Here is an 18,771-nt window from a genome sequence, read left to right as displayed (position 1 = left end):
TCGTTGGCGCTACTCGGTGGCGGCGTCGAGGCCGGCCAACTCTGCCACCATCTCGAGCTGCTCCATCTCGCGCTCGAGCCCGTCGGCGAGACTCGCGACGATCAGACGGGTGGCGCCAGCGGCGCGGTACTCGGCTATCCGATGCGCGACCTCGGTCGGCGAGCCGGCAAGACAGAAGGCCCGGACCACGTCGTCGGTGACGGCCGCGACGGCCCCGGCGCGATCTCCGCCCAGGTACCGGGCGCGAATCTCGTGCGCCTCGTCCCCGAAACCGGCCCGCGTCACCGCGTCGTTGTAGAAGTTCTGCTCGCGCGAGCCCATGCCTCCGACGAGGCGTGCCAGATAGGGCCGCGCCCGGTCCCGTGCGGCCTCGGGATCAGGATCGATCACGAGTTTCATCGTGACCGTGATCGCGAAGTCGTCGAGCGACCGGCCGATCCGGTCGGCGCCGTGCCGCACCCGCCCCCATGCCCGGCGGACGCCGTCGGGTGTGAGCATCGTGGGGATGATGCCATCCGCGATCTCGCCGGCGAGTTCCATGCTCCGCGGACCGTTCGCCGCCAGGTGGATCGGAATCCGCCGCTGGGTCGGCGAGATCATCAGCCGTAGCGCCTTTCCCGGGCCGCCGGGCAGCGGCACGGTCAGGACCTCGCCACGATGCTCGACGACCTCGCGGCGCAGCGCCGTACGGACGATCGCGACGTAGTCGCGCGTGAGCGCCAACGGCCGCTCGAACCGCTGACCGTGCAGACCCTCGGCAACCTGGGGCCCGGATGTGCCCAGGCCCAACTCGAACCGCCCGCCGGAGAGGAGGTCCAGGGATGCCGCGGCCATCGCCACCGCGGCCGGGCTGCGCGTCGGCATCTGCAGCACCGATGTGCCCAGCCGTACGCGTGTCGTTTGCGCCGCGGCCCACGCGAGCGGGGTGAGCGCGTCGTTGCCGTACGCCTCGCCCGCCCAGACCGAGTCGAAGCCGAGACGCTCGGCCGCGAGTACGAGGTCGCGCAGGTCACGCACGCGCTCACTCGAGGTCCAGATCCCCGACGTGAAGCCGATGCGGAGAGTCATCGAAGCACACCCTCTTCCTGGAGTCGGTCGACGCGCGTGACGTCGTAGCCGAGGACCTGGGTCAGTACCTGGCGTGTGTGCTGCCCGAGCGTCGGCGCGGCACCTCGCACCCGCCCCGGAGTGGCGGAGAGACGGTACCGCGGCGCCTCCACGGTCATTCGCCCATGGATCGGGTGCGGAACCTCGACGAAGTGTCCCAGCGCGGCCAGCTGCGGGTCCGCGGCGAGGTCGGCACCGTCGGCGACGACGTGCGCGGGTACCCCGGCGTCGAGCAACCGATCCTGCAACTCGTCGGCATCCCAGGCGCGCGTGCGTTCGCTGACGAGGTCGTCGATGGTGGGCACGGCCGGCCCGGCGGCACGCGGCGACGACATCGGCTCATCGGGGCGCAGACCGAGCACGGCGGCGAGCCGTTCCCACTGCTCGTCGTCGGCGGCCGCTATCGCGACGTAGCGCCCCCGGTCGTCGGTGGAGCGGCACGGGTACACCCCGTGGAGCACATGGTCCGCGTCGGCGTTGCCACGGGCTCGCGCAAGCTGCCCGTCGACCCGGTAGGCGTGCAGTTCCGGTGACAGGAACATGACGCCGCACTCGACCTGGGACACGTCGATCCAGCAACCGCGGCCCGTGCGTTCCCGGTGCCGGAGGGCCGCCAGCAGCGTCGCCAACGAGAACCGGGGCGCGACGTAGTCGGTGTAGGCGCCGAAGGGCCCGACGGGAGGGCGGTCGGGCCAGCCGGCGAGGGCCTGGAAACCACTGAGCGAGGCGCCGACGTTGCCGAACCCGGCGAGTCGGGCATGGGGCCCCGTCTGGCCCGTCATGCTCGTCGACAGCATGATCAAGTCCTCGTGCCCCGCCGCGAGCCGGTCGTATCCGAGGCCCCACGCGGCCAGCCGCCCCGGCGCGAACGACTCGATGACCACGTCGGCCCACGCCGCGAGGTCACGCACGACCTCCCGCCCCGGCTCGGTCGAGAGATCCAGGGCGACGCCGAGTTTGCCCGCGTTGCAGGTCCCGTAGAGCGCCGAGTTCTCCGGCCCCCACTGCCCGCCGACGAACGGGCCCGCCACGCGCGCCGTGTCGATCCGAGCCGCGGACTCGACACGGATGACGGTTGCCCCGAAGTCCGCGAGGGTACGACCGATGAGAGGGCCGGCCACGACCCAGGACAGGTCGAGCACCCGAAGTCCGTCGACGGGCGCCGCACCGGCGGTCGCGCCGGCGGACCCGCGGTCGCGGACGGCCCAGCGCCTCAGCGGGTCGTCGTTCGGCGCGTCAGCCGCCGGTGCGGCCCCACGTACCGTGGGCCCGGGGGCGCCGGACACGTGCGCGAACCGTCCGGGGATCGCGACGCCGCCCCTCTCCTGCGCCACGTCGACCCAGAAGCCACGGCTGGCCAACTGCGCATCCGCCGCGACGTCGGCCAGGTCGTGGACCGGCACGGCGAGCAGACGTCGGGCGAGTGACTGTTCGAGGATCTCGCGCTTCGCCTTGCACGCGAGGAAGTTCTTGACGACAGCCCGCGCTGCCTCGATCAGGGTCGCATCGACGTCCCCCGACCTCAGCGCGGCCGGGACCTCGCGCCAGTCCAGTTCGCGGAAGGGAACCGCGTCGCCGCGTTCCTCGGCGATCCAGGCGAACAGGCGGTTCGTGAAGGCGCCGGTGGCGGGGCCCATCGAGAGGTTCAACTCGACGAACCCGTCCGCGCACTCCCAGCGACGCATCGAGCCGGCCGCCGTCGAACCGCTGCCGCTCTGATCGGGGCGCTGGGCACTGAACAGGCCGCCCGGCCGCGCCGTCTCGCCGATCTTCCCGCTGAGCGACCAGCCGAGGGTCGCGAGCGTCACCGACGCCTGCACCGACACGTCCACGACCTGGCCGCGGCCGGTCTGCTCGGAACCCAGTAGTCCCAGCAGCGCACCCACGACAGCGTCGGCCGCGGCATGTAGCCACGCCTGGGGAACCGAGACCCGCAGCGGGGGGCGGGACCCGTCGCGCAGCGGCTCCATCGGTCCGCCCGCGGCCCACAAGGTGAGGTCGCTGGCCGGGGCGCCGCTCTTGGGTCCACCCAGACCGAAAGCCGTGATCGTGACGACGACGAGTTCGGATGCCAGTGCGGGAAGTTCCGCCACCTGGAGGGTGGAACCCAGGATTCCGCCCGCGCCGGAGTGCAGGAGCACGTCGGCGCGACCACAGAGGTCGACGAAGCGTTCCCGATCGTCCGCCACGTCAAGGTCGAGGAGGAGGCGGGACTTGCCGGCCGCCAAGGTCGACCACACGTTGGACCGTCCGGGCGTGGACCGCGGATGCGGCCGGCGCGTGCGGGCTCCCCGCGCCGGCTCGAGCTGGACGACGTCGGCACCGAGGTCGGCGAGGATGCGTCCCGCGAGCATCGCGCGCCCGTCCGTCGCGTCGATCACCCGGCAGCCGCTGAGCATGCCGTCGAACTCACCCGTCCCAGGACCCGTCGACATAGCGTCCAATGTACCGATCGGTCGAACGGAGAACAAGGTCCATCTCTAGCGGGGTCCATTCGTAGGCGAGCTTGTCCTCCGTTGACCGATCGGTACACTGAAAGAATGTCTGACCAAGCCGACCAGGCGGCGGAGCACACGATCCTCTACGCGGTCGACGGGCCGATCGCAACGATCACGTTCAACCGTCCAGATCGCCTCAACGCACTTGTCGGCGACATGACCAACCGCTACGTCGCCGCGCTCCAGCGAGCCGATGCCGACCCGGCGGTCCGCGTCGTCGTCGTCACGGGCGCCGGTCGAGGTTTCTGCGCCGGCGCCGACTTCAGCAGACTCGAGAGTCTCACCGGCGAGGGTGTGCGTCAGCGGGCGCGGGAAGCTCCCCGGGACGCGGCGGTACGGATCTCCAAGCCTGTCATCGCCGCGGTCAACGGCGCGGTCGCTGGTGCGGGCCTCGCCCACGCGCTCATGGCCGACGTCCGGTTCACGGTTCCGGACGCGAAGTGGACCACGACGATCGCGAAACTCGGCCTGGCGGCCGAGCTGAACCTCTCCTGGACCCTCACCCAGTTGGTCGGCACCGGCCGTGCGCTCGACCTGCTACTCAGCGCACGGGTCATCAGTGGGACCCAGGCACATGACTACGGGCTCGCCCAGTTCCTGACCGAACCGCAGTCGTTGCAGGATGACGTGCGGCAGTACGCACTCCAGGTCGCCGCGAACAGCGCCCATGCGCTCGACCAACTCCGTCAGCAGGTGCGACTCGACGCCGCCCGCAGCTTCGACGAGGCGTGGGCCGACGGCTACGAGCGGGTCTACACAGCGATCGACCACGGCGGCACCTATCGCGAGGCGCGCGAGCGCGCGAGGCGATCCGACGCACGCGACCGCTGACGACGACGCCGGAACCGCGCGGCGATTCCCCGTGGCGGCCCGGCCTTGTCCGGCCGGCGGTCAACGGCCCGGGCGTACGACCAACTGGTTGGATCGACGCACGGGCCCGGACCGACGCGGTGCCGGGCAGGTCAGCCGGTGCCGACGAGCACCTCGGTCTGCAGGTCGCGAGGCTGGAAACCCAGCCCGAGAAACCGCGCACGCTTGAGCAGCCGGTGAGCGCCGTGCTCCCACGTGAAGCCGATCGCCCCGTGGTTCTGGATGTTCACCCGGGCGTTCTCCAACGCGGACGACTCGGTGAACCGCCGGGCGGCCGCCACCCGGCGCCGCAGGTCCGGGTGTCCCTCGTCGACGCTGACGGCGGCGAGGTCGACGACCGCCGACGCGGCGTTCGAGCGGATCGCCATCTCCGCACAGCGGTGGGAGATCGCCTGGAACGCGCCGATCGGCCGGCCGAACTGCTCTCTGATCTTGGCGTACTCGACCGACATCGAGGTGGCGGCCGTCGCCACGCCCGAGAGCATCGCGGCGACCAGGACGGACGCGCGTACGAGGACGGCGTCGGCGTCGGCTCCGGTGATCTCGGCGAGCACCTCGGCGCGGTCCAGGCCGACCCTGGCCACGGTGACCGCTGGATCCATCGGAGAGAGATCGTCGACGATGTCCCGGTCCGCCAGCCCGTACAGGCGCAGCCGGGAGCGTTCTTCGTCGACGAGGAGCAACACGCCCGCGCCACGGGCATCGAAGGCGGTGAACCGGTCGTCGTGGGAGCCGAACGCGTGGGCCGCCCGGAGTGCCCCGGCCGCCAACCCGTCGGCAAGCGCCCGTTCGCCGGCGACGGTGGCGACCCGGGCGGCGAGGTTCGTGGCGAGAAACGGTCCGGCGGCAGCGGCGGCGCCGATCTGCGCGAAGACCTGCGCCTCGTCGGCGAGCGTCCCGCCGAGGCCACCGTCGGCCTCGTCGAGGCCGAGGGCGAACCAGCCCTGGCCGGCCGCGACCGACCAGGCGTCGTCGCTCCCCGTCGCACCGTCCATCGGCGCGGCCCCGGCGAGCACGTCGCGTACGGCCGCGGAAAGCTCCCGCTGCTCGTCCGACGGATACAGATCCATTGCCTGTCCCCCTGTTCTCCGGCTCCGGCTCAGGCGCGCGGCAGTCCGAGCACGCGTTGGGCGATCACGTTGCGTTGTACCTCGGAGGTGCCCGTTCCGATCGTGTGGGCGAACGAGTAGAGGTAGGAGGGGACGAACTCCGCGGCGGCCGCCGAGCCGTCGACCGTCAGCCCTTCCCGGTCGAGCAGGTCCGCGCCGAGGCGTTTGACCCGCTGGCTGAGTTCGGCGTAGAACGGGCGCACCATCGAGCCCTTCGGTCCGGCCTTCCCGGTGCGGACGACCTCGGAGACGAAGGCGAGGGCGAGCGCGTAGAGCGCGACCCCCTCGGACTCGATGTCGGCGATCGCCGCCGCCACCTCGTCGTTGGCGAGCATGGCCCGACCCCGCCGGTCGACCCGGGTCGCCGCGAGTTCCCTGACCTGGTCGATCAGCTTCAGCAGCCGGATCACCATCCCGAGCGTCATCGTGCCGCGTTCGAGGCCGAGGGTCGTCATGGCGACCTTCCAGCCGTCGCCGAGCCGGCCCACCACGTTGGCGAGCGGGATGCGTACGTCGTCGTAGAAGACCTCCGCGAAGGGTGTGTCGCCGTCCATCGTGGTGATCGGGCGCACCTCGATCCCCGGGGTGTCGAGGGCCACGATGAGGAACGACAGTCCGTGGTGCCGGGCCGCCTCCGGATCGGTCCTGACGAGAAGCTCCTGCCAGTCGCTGACCGACGCCTTCGTCGTCCAGATCTTCGAGCCGTTGACGACCAGGTCGTCCCCGTCGCGTACGGCGCGCATGCGCAGGCTCGCCAGGTCGGAGCCGGCGCCGGGTTCGGAGAAGCCCTGTGCCCAGATCTCCTCGCCGCGCAGGATCGGTCCGAGGTGGTCGTGCTTCTGCGCCTCGCTGCCCTCGACGATGAGGGTGGGGCCGGCGTGGCCCAGCGCGATGTTGAACACCCCCGGTTCCGGGGCGTCGAACCGCGCGCACTGCTCGTACCACAGGATCTGCTCGGTGAGGCTCAGTCCGGCACCGCCGAACTCGCTCGGCCAGGAGACCCCGGCCCAGCCGCCGTCGTACTGGCGGCGCTGCCACGCACGGTCGAAGTCGACCATGGCCGGTCCCGACGGTGGGCGGTCGGCTGTCGGTACGTTGTCCGACAGCCAGTCCGCCGCGCGCTCCTGAAACTCCCGTTCCCGGCTGTTGAGCTGCAGTCGCATGGTTCAGCGCTCCTGTCGTGCCAGTGGCTCGAGCAGTTCGCGCAGCAGCGGTCCGCTGACCTTCAGCGCGGCGGTGCGCGGTAGCGAATCGAGCACGTGGATTCGCACCGGCACCTGGTACGGCGTCAGACGCTCGCGCGCGAACTGCTTCAACGCCGCCTCGTCGACGGTCTCCCCCGGGGCGACCTCCACCGCGGCGACGGGAACCTGCCCGAGTCGGGGGTCGTCGAGGCCGATGACGCCGGCGTCGCGTACGGCGGGGTGGAGCTTGAGGGTCTCCGCGACGGTCCCGGTCGAGACCTTGAATCCGCCGCGGATGATGACGTCGTCGGCCCGACCGACGATCCAGAGGAAGCCGTCCTCGTCGAGGCGGGCCCGGTCGGTGGTCCGTACCCACTGCGATCCACGCCTGCCCAGTTGCGGCGCCCGCACCTCGAGCAGGCCGACCTCGCCGGCGCCGAGCGGCTCTGCCGTGACCTCGTCGGTGACCCGCAGTTCGACGCCGGGGTGGGCGCGGCCGACCGAGCCGCGTTTGGTGGCGGCGAACCGGCGGTGGTCGTCGAGCGTCCAGCCGGCGATCCCGCCCGCGAACTCCGTCGCGCCGTAGACGACCAGGATGGGGATGCCGTACCGGTCCTCCCAGGCGAGCTGGTCCTCGACGCTGATCGGTGCGGTGCCCACGAGAACGCTGCGGGCGAAGGACAGCCGCTCCGGTTCGACACCGGCGGCCATCACCATCCGCAGCGCCGTCGGCGGGAGCGTGATGGCCTTCGGTCGGTGTTCGGTGACCAGCTCCAGCCATTCGTCGACCGCGAACCGCTCCAGCAGGGCTATCTTGCGTCCGGCCTGAACGTTCAGCAGCAGTGTGAAGATCCCGCTGACGTGCACCAGCGGTGCCATCACGATCGCGACGCTGTCGCGCAGCCGCACCGCCGCCGAGCCGCTCTCGTAGTGCGACGCACCGGCGTAGCCGGCGTCGAATCCCGCATAAGTGAGGGGGACGCGTTTCGGTGGCCCGGTCGTGCCGCTGGTGAGCATGAGGATGGCGGTGCCCGGCATGGCGAGGTCGGCCGCGTCGTCGCGGCGCAGCGGCTCCAGCACCTCGACCCGGGTGTCGTCGATGGCGATCGCCAGGCAGCCCGCGGCGGCGGCGGCGGCTTCCCGTACCCCGGGTCTGGCCCAGTCGTCGGGGTGGGCGAGCAGGACCGTCGCCGGCAGCCGGCCCAGTTCGGCGGCCAGCTTCGCGTCCGGCTGCAGGCTGGACACGGTGACCAGGGTCTGTTCGTGCGTCAGCAGGGACAGGATCGCCGCAACCGTACCGGGACGGTTGCGCATGAGCATGCCGATCGGTGCCCCTGGCGGCAGGCCGAAGTCGGCGAGGATGCCCTGCACCGCGTCGCCGAGTTCCCGCAGCCGTCCCCAGGTGACCCACCGCCCCTGGAATTCGAGGGCGTCGGCGGCGGGGTCGATCCGCATCACCTGCGCGATCCGCTCGGATACCGAGTAGCCGTTTCCGGTCGTCACGACGCTCACCCTTGCCCTCCGTCGAGCACCACGAGGCCGTCGACGGCGACGACCCGGTCCGGTGTCGCGATCAGTGGGTTCACGTCGGCCTCCGCGACCGCCGGCTCGGCCAGGGCGAGCCGCTGGACGCCCATGAGGACGTCCACGAGCGAGTCCCGCGCCGCCGCGGTGAGCCCCCGGTGGTGGCTGACGAGTCGTCCGCCCCAGAGGCGGTCGACCATGGCCCGGGCCCGGGACCGGTTGAACGGGACGACCGAGACCTGGGACTCGGCGACGATCTCGGCGGCGACACCGCCGGCGGCGAGCGTCACGACCGCTCCGTGCACGGGGTCCCGCGTCAGGCCGAGCATGAGTTCGATCCCGGGCGGCACCTGTTCGGCCACGAGGATCCGGTACGGCGCGTCGGGGGTGGGACGATGTTCTCGCGCCACCTGGCCGAGGCGGGCGAAGGCGGCCGACGCCGCTTCCCTCCCCCGCACACCGACGATCACGCCGCCGACGTCGGACTTGTGTGGAAGCCAGGCCGCGTCGATCTTGAGTACGGCGGGTCCCGGAAGCTCCTCCACGGCACGCACCGCCGCGTCCTCCGCGTCGACGACCGTCTCGGTCGGCACCGGTACGCCGTAGCGTACGAGCAGCGCCTTCGACTCGGACTCCGACAGCGTTCCGGTCGTGGCGGTGACCGTGGCCGCGCCGGCCGACGGGGCGTCGGTGAGGTCGAGGAACGCGCCGGCCTCCTGCGCCCGCACCAGTTTCCCGGCGACACCGATCAGGCTGGCGGCGTCGGCGAAGCAGGTCAGGCCACGTTCTGCCATCCGGGTCAGCACGTCCGGTTGATGGGCCAGGGCCAGGAACGGCTTGTCGGTGCCCCGCGCGGCGCGCAGCAGGATCTCGCGGTGGGTCTCCGGCAGCGTACGTGCCACGGTGCCGTACGCGACGATGTCGAACTCGTCGCTGGAGCCGACCTCCTCGAGCACGGCCGCCACCGGGCGCAGGTCGTTGACGAGGTTGCCGGTGATGTCGACCGGGTTGCCCGTGGAGCCGAAGGACGGGAGCACTTCCGCGAGCCCGGCCCGCAGTTGCGCGCTCGGCGGTGGCAGCGCGAGCCCGGCCTGCTCGGTCGCGTCGGCCATCAGAGCGCCGTTGCCGCCGCTGCTGCTGATGACGACGACCCGGTTGCCCCGTGGCCGGCGGCCGGCGGCGAAGCCGCGGGTCACGTCGACGAGTTCCCGGATCGTGTCGACCATGACGATGCCGTTCTGCTCGCACGCCGCCGCGAAGGTCGCGTAGGAGCCGGCCAGGGCTGCGGTGTGGCTGATCGCCGCCTGCCTGCCCCGTTCGGTGCGCCCCAGCTTCAGCAGCACGACCTGCTTGCCCGCCCGGGCCGCCTGCCGGCCGGCCTTCATGACCGTCGCGGCGTTGTTCACCCCCTCGACGACCATGGCGATGACGTCGGGGACGTCCTCCTCGCTGGCGAGCAGTTCCATGGCCAGTTCGCCGGTGGAGACGTCGAGTTCGTTGCCGGTGGCCGCCCAGAAGCCCACGCCGGCGCCGTCGGCGCGCAGCAGGCTGGCCGTACCGATGCCCATCGACCCGCTCTGGGCCAGGACGGCGATGTTCCCGTCCCGGACGTCGAAGGGCACCCGGGTGAAGGTCGCGGTCAACCCGCGCCGGAAGTTGGCGAAGCCGAGGCAGTTCGGGCCGAGCAGGCGCAGCCCGGTCTCGGCGACGAGGCGGTCGAGTTCGGCCTGGAGCGCCTCGCCGGCTCCGCCGACCTCGGCGAAGCCCGACGAGTAGACCACGGCGCCCTGCGCGCCCGACTGCGTGCTCTCCCGCAGGATGGACGGGATCAGCTTGCTGCTTGCCGCGGCCAGCACCAGGTCGACCGGTTGTCCGACCGCGCCGACCGTGGGAAAGGCGGGCAGCCCGCGTACGGTGTCGTAGTTCGGGTTGATCGGATAGATCGGTCCGTCGAAGCTGGTGGTGAGCTGGCCCATGATCCGCCCGCCGACCGAGTCCGCTTTCTGCGAGGCACCGACCACGGCGATGGACCGGGGATTCAGGAACGCGGTGAGTGTCAAGGTTCGTCCGTTCTCTTTCTTGCCCTCGGGTCGTGACGCTGGTGCGGCTACTGCGTCAGCCACAGGTAGTGCGGGCGCAGCGCCCAGTCCTCCGGGGCGAGGACCGGTTGCTGGGTCGCCACCACCTGCTCCTTGGCGGCGGCGATGCGCGACCGCAGGCTCAGCGGGAAGATGACACCCCGGTTGATCACCTCGGCCTGCAGTTCCTTGAGGATCGGGGCGCGTTCCGCCGTCGGCAGGGCGAGGGAGTCGACGTACCGCTTCTCCAGGTCCTCCAGGTCGGTCAGCTTGAAGGGGTTGAGCGGTCCGTTGTTGGAGACGGTGCGGGTCCACCACTGGTCGATGTCGACGGCGGTCGGGATGAGGTACGACGCCGGATACTCGCCCTTGCGCTGGGCGGCCGTGTACTCCGACGGGGGGAGGTCGACGATGTTCATCGTGATCCCGCCGGCCGCCAGCATCTGCTGGACGGCGACGACCGCCGGGGCGATCGAGGTCGTGCTCGGGAACTGGAAGCTGAAGCCGTCGGGATAACCGGCCTCGGTGAGCAACTGTTTGGCCTGCTCGATGTCCAGGGCGCGCTGGTTGAGCGCCTCGTCGTACCAGGGCGTGGTCGGGGACGAGAAGCCGCCGGCGGGGTATCCGCTGCGACCCAGTACCGCGACGTTGAAGCCGTCCCGGTCGATCAGCAGCCCGATCGCCTGCCGCACCCGCGGGTCGCCGAACGCCGGCACCACGGTGCCCTCGCGGTCCATGATGACGACGGTCGTCGCGATGGACAGATCGGAGAAGACCCGTGATCCCGAGGTTTCGACGAGCGCCTTGTTCGCGTCGGGAACGTACGTCATCATGTCGATCTGCCCGCTGGTGTAGGCGTTCAGCCGGGCGGCCGGATCGGTGTAGATGTTGATCTCGACCCTGGACACCTTGACCGCGTCGGGATTCCAGTAGCCGGGGTTCGCGGTGTAGACCTGCTTGGAGCCCTCGGCGAACTCGTCGCCCTTCCAGCGCCAGCCGCCGGACCCGGCCGGTTCCCGGGACAGGTCCCTGCCCTGGGCGATGGCGGCGGGGCTGACCATCATGCCGGCCGGGGTCGCCATGTTGTAGTAGAAGTCCGGGTACGGGCGCTCGAACTCGACCAGCGCCACGAACTCGCTCTCGACGGTCACCGACTCGATCGACGCGTACATGTTGGCGTTCGGGCTGGTGGTGGTCGCCGCCGCCCGTTCCAGGTTGACCTTGACCGCCTCGGCGTTGAACGGGGTGCCGTCGTGGAAGACCACGTCTTCGCGCAGCGTGAGTCGGGCGCTGGTCGCGGTCGGTTCCTCCCAGCTCGCCACGAGCCACGGCAGCGGCTCGTACTTGTCGTTGATCTGGAAGAGCGGGTCGTAGGCGGGATGCAGGTTCTGCCCCTGGATGACGGTGATCGCGACGGGGTCGAACGAGCCGTTGGAGATCCAGGAGCCGATCCGCAGGGTGCCGGTCGGTTCGCCGGGCGCGCCGTCGGTCCTGACCATCGCGGCGAGTGCCTCGGTGCTCGTGTGCTCGAGAATCGACTCGTCGACGTCGTTGCCCGAGTTGCCGTTGCCGCTGCACGCGGCCAGGACGAGGCTCAGTCCCACGACGGCCGCCGCTGTTCTGACGCCCGTTCGAACGCCTCGTCGTCGGCTGCTTCCTCGCGATCCGGTCAGTGACTCAACTGTCGGCTTCATGTGGCGTCCTTCCTCGGAAGGTCGGGGGTCGCGGCAGCCCGCAGCACTCGCTCGGCGGCGAAACAGGCCAGCTCGCCGCCCCCCGGGACGGGCGTCGGCTCCGGGAAGCCCGTTGCGCATTCGGGACCACGCAACGGGCACCGGGTGATGAACGGGCACCCGGCCGGCGTCGGTTCGACGCCGATGTCGGGCAACGGGAGATCGAACTGGTTGGCCCGGCGGGGACCGCGCATGGAGCGGGGCACCGGGTTGGGCACGGCGTCGAAGAGGAGCCGGGTGTACGGGTGCCGTGGTGTCCCGCAGACCCGGTCGGCCGGGCCGCTCTCCATGATGCGGCCGCGGTACATCACCGCGACGTCGTGACTGGCGTGGCGAACCACGGCCAGGTCGTGGGCGATGAACAGATAGGAGATGCCGCGGTCCCGCTGGATGCCGTCGAGCAGGTTGATGATCTGGCTCTGGACCGAGACGTCGAGCGCGCTCACCGGTTCGTCGAGCACGATCAGTTGTGGATCCACCGCGAGCGCCTTGGCGATAGCGACACGTTGCCGCTGGCCGCCGGACAGCTCGTACGGGTAGCGGCTGAGGTGTGCGGTGCTCAGCCCGACCATCTCCAGCAGTTCACGTACCCGCGCCCGGCGCTTTCCCGGTTCGAGGTCGAAGTGGATCCGCAGCGGCTCCGCGAGGATCTGCTGCACCTCCATCAGAGGGTCGAGCGACCCCAGCGGGTCCTGGAACACCGCCTGCACCGCCCTGCGGTACCGGGCGGGTGGAGCACCCCGGAACTGGTCGACCCGGAAGCCCGCCGCGGTGATGGAGCCCCGGGTCGGCGCGTTCAGCCGGAGCACGGCCCGGCCGATCGTCGTCTTCCCCGACCCCGACTCGCCGACGAGCCCGAGCGTGCGCCCCCGCCCCAGCCGAAGGCTCGCACCGGAGACGGCACGGACGACCGATCTGGGGCCCCAGGCACGCTTGCGGCCGCCACGAAACTCGATCCACAGATCGTCGACCTCGAGCACGTCGTCCGTGGGTGGCTGTCGCTTGCCGGTCATGCCACACCGTCCCGCCCGGAGGCCCGCGAGAGAACCGCCGCGACCTGCGACTGCTCGTCGCCGATCCCGGCTAACCGCAACTCGTCGACGCGAACGCACCGGGTGCTGTGCCCAGGGTCCACGGTGGGTGCCAGCGGGACCGGGGACCGCCGGCAGGCATCGGTGGCGAAGTCGCAGCGGTCGGCGAAGCGACAGCCCACCGGCCAGTCGATCGGCTGGGGAACCGTTCCCCGGATCGACGGCAGTGCCCCCGCCGGGGCGACGTTCCTGGGTATCGAGTCGAGCAGGCCCTGGGTGTACGGATGACGCGGTTGGGCGAACACCTCGGCCACCGGGCCGGACTCGACTATCTGCCCGGCGTACATGGTGGCGACGGTGTCCCCCACCTCGGCCACCACACCGAGATCGTGCGTGATGAGCAGGATCGACAGGCCCCGCTCGTCACGAAGCCCCACGAGCAGGTCGAGGATCTGCTTCTGCACGGTGACGTCGAGGGCGGTGGTGGGCTCGTCGGCGACGAGGACCTCCGGATCGCAGGAGAGCGCCATGGCGATCATGACCCGCTGCGCCATGCCGCCGGAGAACTGGAACGGGTAGTCGTCGAGTCGCTGCTCGGGGTTCGGGATACCGACCCGTTCGAAGAGGTCGATGGTGAGCCGTCGCGCCTCGCGTCGCGGGACGTCACGATGTTCCATGATCGCCTCGCACATCTGGTTACCCACGGTGAACGTCGGGTTCAGGCTGGCGAGTGGATCCTGGAACACCACGCCGATCCGGTTGCCCCGGATCGACCGCATGGCCTTGAAGTCCAGGCCGCTGATCTCCTCGTCACCCAGCCGGACGCTGGACGCGGTGACGACACCGGGGTGCGAGACCAGTCCGAGCATCGACATGGCGGTGACACTCTTCCCACTTCCCGACTCCCCGACCAGGCAGAGCAGTTCCCCGCGCCGCAGCCGAAGATCGACGTTCTGGACGACCTGGACGCGCTGGCCGCCCGCCTGGGGAAACGAGACGCTGAGATCCCGCACCTCCAGCGCGGATGGCTGGTCGGGCTCGCCGGCGAAGATCTCCCGTTCCGAGGCCGTCGGTCGCGTCTTGCGAACCACGTTGAGTCCGAGCCGTCCGACGGTGATCTCGCGGCTGAACAGGTCCCGCAGCCCTTCCCCGACCTGGTTGATGCCGAGGACCGTTATGAAGATCGCGATGCCGGGCGGCACGGCCAGGAAGAAGTTCTGGCGGATCGTCGCCTGTGCCTCGGAGAGCATCGAGCCCCAGCTCGCGGTCGGCTGGGTGACGCCGAGGCCGAGGTAGGACAGGGTCGCCTCGGCGACGATGGCGGTGGCGAACATGAGCGTCGCCTGCACGATGATCGGCGGGGCGATGTTGTTGAGAATGTGCCGGAACAGGATCCGGGGGCCGCCGGCACCGGAGACCTTGAGCCCGTCGACGTAGAGCTCCTCCTTCGCGGAGAGGACCTCGCCGCGAACGAGCCGGAGTACGGACATCGCGTAGACGATGCCGACGACCGCCATCGCGTTGTGCAGTCCCGGACCCAGGGCCGCGATCACGGCGATGGCGAGCACGAGGAACGGAACCGACATCACGCCGTCCACCAGGCGCATGAGGATCCGGTCGAGCCAGCCGCCCGCGTATCCGATCGCCAGTCCGGCCGGAACGCCGATGCCGAGAGCGATGGCGACGGCCTGCACGGCAGCCAGCAGCGCGACCTGCCCGCCGTACAGGACACGGGTCAGCACGTCCCGTCCGTACCGGTCGGCACCGAGCCAGTGTTCGGTGGACGGTGGCGCGAAGCTGTCCGCCAGAACACCGGTGTCCGGATCGAACGGGGACAGCAGCGGTGCGAGGACCGCGCTCAGCGCGATGATCCCGACCACCGTGCCCCAGATCAGCAACGACCGCTGCCGGAGCAGCCGGCCGAGGAACCGGCTGGACCTGACACTCCCCTTGGCGGCGACATCGGCGGCCGGCAGGCGCGGAACGTCGGAAGCTGATTCGCTCATGTTGTCCGCACCTTCGGGTTGAGCCAGACATAGGACACGTCGACGAGAAGGTTGACCAGGACAACGACGACGACCGCGAACAGCACGACCGCCTGGATGATGTTCGGGTCGTACCGCAGCACGGCGTCGATCGTGAGCGAGCCGAGCCCCGGCAGTGCGAAGAGCCGCTCCACGACGATCGCACCGCCGAGTAGCTGGGCGACCTGGAACGATATGGACGTGACCACGGGCGAGGCCGCGTTGCGTCCGGCGTGTTTGAGCACCACCCGCCGCCGGGAGTGCCCCTTACTCAACGCCGTACGGGTGTAGTCCTGCTGCAACGCGGTGATCATGCTGGACCGGGCCTGCCGCGACAGCGCCGCCGCGACGCCGACGCCGAGCGCGATCGACGGCAGGGCGAGGGAGTGCAGCCAGCCGCCGAAGCTGTCCGCCGGCGAGACGTAGCCGGTGGCGGGGAACCAGCCGAGCTGCAGCGCCAGGAAGTAGATGATCAGCATCCCGACGAAGAAGCTCGGCGCGGCCTGCCCCATGGTGGACAGGAGGATGACGCCTCGGTCGAGTCGGGTACCCGCGACGACCGAGGCGAACAGCCCGGCTCCGACGCCGAGCACGACACCGACGACGAGTCCGCCGGCGGTCAGCGACAGCGTGACCGGGAGCGCGGCGAGGAAGAGGTCCGTCACCGAGGCACCGGTGTACAGCGAGGTTCCCAGATCACCCTGCAGCAGGCCGCTGAGCCAGGTCCAGTACTGCTCGAGGGCCGGCCGGTCGAGCCCGAGCTGCTGCCGAAGCGCGTCGATCTGTTCCTGTGTCGCGTTGCCGCCAAGAATGATCTCAGCCGGATCGACGTTCGAGGCCAGCGACAGGAAGAACGTACCGCTGACCACGAGCAGCACGAGCGGGATCATCGTGAGCAACCTGATCACCACGTTGCGCATCGAGCCCCCTCACCGGCCTGCGCAGTAACAAGCTTGTTACGGCAGCATGTCTGAACCCAGACATCGTGCATTGTACCGTCCAGTCAGTCAAGAACGAGGGAAAGATCACGCCGGGAGGCAGACCCCGGAGAGCAGCGGGCAACGCAGCGGACACGCAGCGAAACCACCCTCACCCCAGCGCCCGGACAGCCCGGATCCGACCCGTGGGATTCATCAGGACGAGAACGACGAGCAGCACAAAGAGCGAGATCGAGCTACCGGGCGACCCAGCGGGTCCGGGCCGGCACGGCGGGACGCGGGCGCTTCGTCGGACGCGGCGGGACCCGAGATCGACCACAACGACATCCCTACGGGCGGAACGGTCGTATGTACCGATCGGTATAGCCTGGCCAGTGTCGGACCGGGTCAGGGCTGGGCGACCCATTCGTCGACGGAGCGAACGTCGGCCCGCTGCGGGAAGACCCGTTCGGTCAGGATCCGGGGCGCCTCGGAATCCGCGTCGGTGCACACGTCGCGCAGGACCGTGATGCCGTAGAACAGCAGGTTGATCTCCGCCGGATGCTCGGCCGATCCCACATGCGAATGGTCCCCCTGGGAAACACCCTTCTAGACTCCCCAGGACCCCGGCAAGGTTCGTCGAAGTGGCCGGCTTGGGACAGTTGCCGGCTGCCGCTCAGCGGCCCAGTGTCCTGGTTCACTCCGCCGGCAGGCGGAGAACGGTGACCGCGAAATCCGCGCCCGGATGCCAGGGGCGCAGGTCCCAGGTCGCGAAGCGGTGTTCCCGGCGCAGACCCGAAGCCTCGATGTCGGTGTCAAAAGCGGCCAACGCGTATCCCCGGTCGGCGCCGAAGCCGACCACCACGATTCCGTCCGGCCGCAGGTGGGCGGCGATCCTGGTCAACACGTCGCGTTCGGTGCCCGGCGCGACAAAGGCCATCACGTTGCCGGCCACCACCGCCGCGTCGAACGGTTCGGCGATCCCGGACGCCGGCAGGTCCAGCGTGGCCAGGTCGGCGACCAGCCAGCGCGGTCCGGGATGGTCGGCGCGAGCCGCATCGATCAGCACCGGGTCGGCGTCCACACCCAGCACGGTGTGCCCCCGGGCGGCCAGCGTGGCACCGACCCGCCCGGTGCCACAGCCCGCGTCGAGGATCCGTGACCCGGGAGCGACCATGGCGTCGAGCAGCCGAGCTTCACCGCCCAGGTCGGCGCCCTCGGCGGCCAGTTGACGGAACCGGTCGACGTACCACCGGGAGTGATCGGGGCCGGTATCGGTGCTCCAGCGGGTCGGTCTGCCCATGGGATCACCGTATCCGGCCCTACACCGGTGGTGCCGATCGAGCCGCCGACGCTCCACCCGCCAGCAACACCCACTACCCAACCAGCCGCCGGCGCCGTGAGCACTCTCCGGATATGGCCGGTTGGTGAGTGACGGTGTGCCCGCCGCCGGGACCTGGGCCTCTGCCCCACGCTGACCACCAGCCTTCATCGCCGCGTGCAAGGGCCAGTCTGGCCCGGGGGGTGGGACCCACGTCCACAGGTGGTCACGGATCCTTTCTCCCCGCCCGCAACTGTGTACCTGCCACTCGGCGGTCCCGGTCCGCTCGGCGAGCTCGCCGGCGCCGATCAGGGTACGGCCATCGTTGACGCGCACGCGCCGGCCACAGCCGACCGCCTGGACGTAGCCGATCCTGCAGTCCTCCAGGTCGGCGCGTAGGCCGGGCGGCGCCGTAGACCTCGCCGCCGGTCAGTGACTCGGGTCGCGACACCGGACACCAGATGGTCGTCGGTTCGGGCAGCGTGATTGGTGGGCCCGTCTCTCAGCGCTGATGATCCGTGCCGGTCGACTGCGATAGGTTCCGGGTCATGGATGGTCGGGCCGCGGTGCAGATGTCGGTGTCGACGTGGCAGCAGCCACTGCCGCCTCGGGCATCGCAGCAGCGTTCGGCGGTGCTGGCGGAGGTCGCTGACCGAGTGTTGGCGTGTGGCGACAGACGGTTGCGGGTTGGCATCGACGGGTTGACCGCCGCGGGCAAGACCAGCTTCGGTCACGAGTTGGCGCAGCAGATCAGCGCGCGAGGCCGGCCGGTGCTGCGGGCAAGTCTGGACGACTTCAAGAGGCCGTGGCGTGACCGGCAACTGTATGACCGCGAGTCCGGTGAGGGCTATTACCGCAATGCCTTCGACTACGACGCGGTGGTGTCGCTGTTGCTGCAACCAGCGGGCCCCGACGGGTCTGGCGACTGCGTGCTGTGCAGCATCGATCCGCTGACGCAGATCGAACATCGTGACGTTGTCGCTGTCGCGACAGCGGACACGGTGCTGATTGTTGATGGTGTCTTCGCGTTCCGCCCGCAGATCAACGACTTCTGGGACTATCGGATCTGGCTGGATGTCGACGAGGACACCTCCGTGCGTCGGGGCACCCACCGTGACCAGGACTGGGCTGGCGCTCAGGCCGAGGCGGTGCACCGGGATCGCTATCTCGTGGCTGAACGGCTGTATCTGACCGAGGTGGATCCACTGCGGCTGGTCGACGTGATCGTCGACAACGCTCTGTTCGACCAGCCGCGCCTGCTGCGCGACCGGCGTGCCGGGTGAGGCGTGTCAGCCGTGCGGCTCGGCGCGAGCACGTGTGCGCCAGGCGGTAGGAGTCGGTTCCGGTTTCGATGATGTTGCCGTCGATCGTGGGC

At 70.4% G+C, this 18,771-nt stretch carries 14 protein-coding genes; 2 read left to right on the top strand and 12 right to left on the bottom strand.

The genetic code is table 11. The features are described from left to right. Nucleotides 1–9: 9 nt before the first annotated feature. Together QCD66_RS16785 and QCD66_RS16780 are read right to left on the bottom strand one after the other, a co-directional pair. Complete coding sequence (locus QCD66_RS16785) at nucleotides 10–1,068, bottom strand: LLM class F420-dependent oxidoreductase (protein ID WP_364219489.1); 1,059 nt, start codon at nucleotides 1,066–1,068, stop codon at nucleotides 10–12. Beyond that, nucleotides 1,065–3,542, bottom strand: coding sequence for a CoA transferase (locus QCD66_RS16780; RefSeq protein WP_375734822.1), 2,478 nt, complete (start codon nucleotides 3,540–3,542; stop codon nucleotides 1,065–1,067). The genes QCD66_RS16785 and QCD66_RS16780 overlap by 4 nt, the downstream gene beginning before the upstream one ends. Before the next feature lie 105 nt (nucleotides 3,543–3,647). Between QCD66_RS16780 and QCD66_RS16775 the strand changes: the two genes are divergently transcribed. Beyond that, entirely contained in the window at nucleotides 3,648–4,436 is a 789-nt protein-coding gene (locus tag QCD66_RS16775; RefSeq protein ID WP_407567195.1) for an enoyl-CoA hydratase-related protein, read from the top strand. A gap of 131 nt (nucleotides 4,437–4,567) precedes the next feature. Here the strand turns inward: QCD66_RS16775 and QCD66_RS16770 are convergent, their stop codons facing one another. From QCD66_RS16770 to QCD66_RS16725, 10 genes are all read right to left on the bottom strand, one after another. Continuing rightward, entirely contained in the window at nucleotides 4,568–5,545 is a 978-nt protein-coding gene (locus QCD66_RS16770) for an acyl-CoA dehydrogenase family protein (protein WP_375734821.1), read from the bottom strand. A 29-nt stretch (nucleotides 5,546–5,574) separates the two neighbouring features. Continuing rightward, nucleotides 5,575–6,747: an acyl-CoA dehydrogenase family protein gene (locus QCD66_RS16765; RefSeq protein WP_375734820.1), complete on the bottom strand. Its 1,173-nt coding sequence runs from the start codon at nucleotides 6,745–6,747 to the stop codon at nucleotides 5,575–5,577. 3 nt (nucleotides 6,748–6,750) lie between these two features. Beyond that, a complete protein-coding gene (locus tag QCD66_RS16760) occupies nucleotides 6,751–8,271 on the bottom strand; it encodes a class I adenylate-forming enzyme family protein (RefSeq protein ID WP_407567194.1) in 1,521 nt (506 codons plus the stop codon). Between the two features lie 5 nt (nucleotides 8,272–8,276). Continuing rightward, the gene (locus tag QCD66_RS16755; RefSeq protein ID WP_375734818.1) at nucleotides 8,277–10,352 is read right to left on the bottom strand and encodes an acetate--CoA ligase family protein; all 2,076 of its coding nucleotides are present in this window, start codon (nucleotides 10,350–10,352) and stop codon (nucleotides 8,277–8,279) included. A gap of 47 nt (nucleotides 10,353–10,399) precedes the next feature. Beyond that, complete coding sequence (locus tag QCD66_RS16750; protein ID WP_375734817.1) at nucleotides 10,400–11,974, bottom strand: ABC transporter substrate-binding protein; 1,575 nt, start codon at nucleotides 11,972–11,974, stop codon at nucleotides 10,400–10,402. An 86-nt stretch (nucleotides 11,975–12,060) separates the two neighbouring features. Further along, nucleotides 12,061–13,116 (bottom strand): oligopeptide/dipeptide ABC transporter ATP-binding protein, encoded by a 1,056-nt coding sequence (locus QCD66_RS16745; RefSeq protein ID WP_375734816.1) that lies wholly within the window; start codon nucleotides 13,114–13,116, stop codon nucleotides 12,061–12,063. After that, the gene (locus QCD66_RS16740; protein ID WP_375734815.1) at nucleotides 13,113–15,140 is read right to left on the bottom strand and encodes a dipeptide/oligopeptide/nickel ABC transporter permease/ATP-binding protein; all 2,028 of its coding nucleotides are present in this window, start codon (nucleotides 15,138–15,140) and stop codon (nucleotides 13,113–13,115) included. Before QCD66_RS16740 ends, QCD66_RS16745 begins: the two co-directional genes overlap by 4 nt. Further along, nucleotides 15,137–16,078 carry an ABC transporter permease gene (locus QCD66_RS16735; RefSeq protein WP_375734814.1) on the bottom strand — a complete coding sequence of 314 codons (942 nt, stop codon included), beginning with the start codon at nucleotides 16,076–16,078 and terminating at the stop codon, nucleotides 15,137–15,139. Before QCD66_RS16735 ends, QCD66_RS16740 begins: the two co-directional genes overlap by 4 nt. A gap of 405 nt (nucleotides 16,079–16,483) precedes the next feature. Further along, nucleotides 16,484–16,654 (bottom strand): hypothetical protein, encoded by a 171-nt coding sequence (locus tag QCD66_RS16730; RefSeq protein WP_375734813.1) that lies wholly within the window; start codon nucleotides 16,652–16,654, stop codon nucleotides 16,484–16,486. A gap of 118 nt (nucleotides 16,655–16,772) precedes the next feature. Beyond that, the gene (locus tag QCD66_RS16725; protein WP_407567193.1) at nucleotides 16,773–17,378 is read right to left on the bottom strand and encodes a class I SAM-dependent methyltransferase; all 606 of its coding nucleotides are present in this window, start codon (nucleotides 17,376–17,378) and stop codon (nucleotides 16,773–16,775) included. A gap of 566 nt (nucleotides 17,379–17,944) precedes the next feature. Between QCD66_RS16725 and QCD66_RS16720 the strand changes: the two genes are divergently transcribed. Beyond that, nucleotides 17,945–18,679: a uridine kinase gene (locus QCD66_RS16720; RefSeq protein ID WP_364219453.1), complete on the top strand. Its 735-nt coding sequence runs from the start codon at nucleotides 17,945–17,947 to the stop codon at nucleotides 18,677–18,679. The last annotated feature ends 92 nt before the right edge of the window (nucleotides 18,680–18,771 follow it).

Origin of the sequence: Polymorphospora sp. A560 (assembly GCF_045781765.1) — a bacterium.
Lineage (GTDB): Bacteria > Actinomycetota > Actinomycetes > Mycobacteriales > Micromonosporaceae > Polymorphospora > Polymorphospora lycopeni.
This window is presented reverse-complemented; position numbering and strand designations above follow the sequence as displayed.

What these genes read in the sequence shown, in the direction of transcription:
- QCD66_RS16785 (WP_364219489.1), bottom strand. Translation starts at nt 1,068, where the DNA reads ATGACTCTCCGCATCGGCTTCACGTCGGGGATCTGGACCTCGAGTGAG.
- QCD66_RS16780 (WP_375734822.1), bottom strand. Translation starts at nt 3,542, where the DNA reads ATGTCGACGGGTCCTGGGACGGGTGAGTTCGACGGCATGCTCAGCGGC.
- QCD66_RS16765 (WP_375734820.1), bottom strand. Translation starts at nt 6,747, where the DNA reads ATGCGACTGCAGCTCAACAGCCGGGAACGGGAGTTTCAGGAGCGCGCG.
- QCD66_RS16745 (WP_375734816.1), bottom strand. Translation starts at nt 13,116, where the DNA reads ATGACCGGCAAGCGACAGCCACCCACGGACGACGTGCTCGAGGTCGAC.
- QCD66_RS16735 (WP_375734814.1), bottom strand. Translation starts at nt 16,078, where the DNA reads ATGCGCAACGTGGTGATCAGGTTGCTCACGATGATCCCGCTCGTGCTG.
- QCD66_RS16740 (WP_375734815.1), bottom strand. Translation starts at nt 15,140, where the DNA reads ATGAGCGAATCAGCTTCCGACGTTCCGCGCCTGCCGGCCGCCGATGTC.
- QCD66_RS16775 (WP_407567195.1), top strand. Translation starts at nt 3,648, where the DNA reads ATGTCTGACCAAGCCGACCAGGCGGCGGAGCACACGATCCTCTACGCG.
- QCD66_RS16720 (WP_364219453.1), top strand. Translation starts at nt 17,945, where the DNA reads ATGGATGGTCGGGCCGCGGTGCAGATGTCGGTGTCGACGTGGCAGCAG.
- QCD66_RS16770 (WP_375734821.1), bottom strand. Translation starts at nt 5,545, where the DNA reads ATGGATCTGTATCCGTCGGACGAGCAGCGGGAGCTTTCCGCGGCCGTA.
- QCD66_RS16725 (WP_407567193.1), bottom strand. Translation starts at nt 17,378, where the DNA reads ATGGGCAGACCGACCCGCTGGAGCACCGATACCGGCCCCGATCACTCC.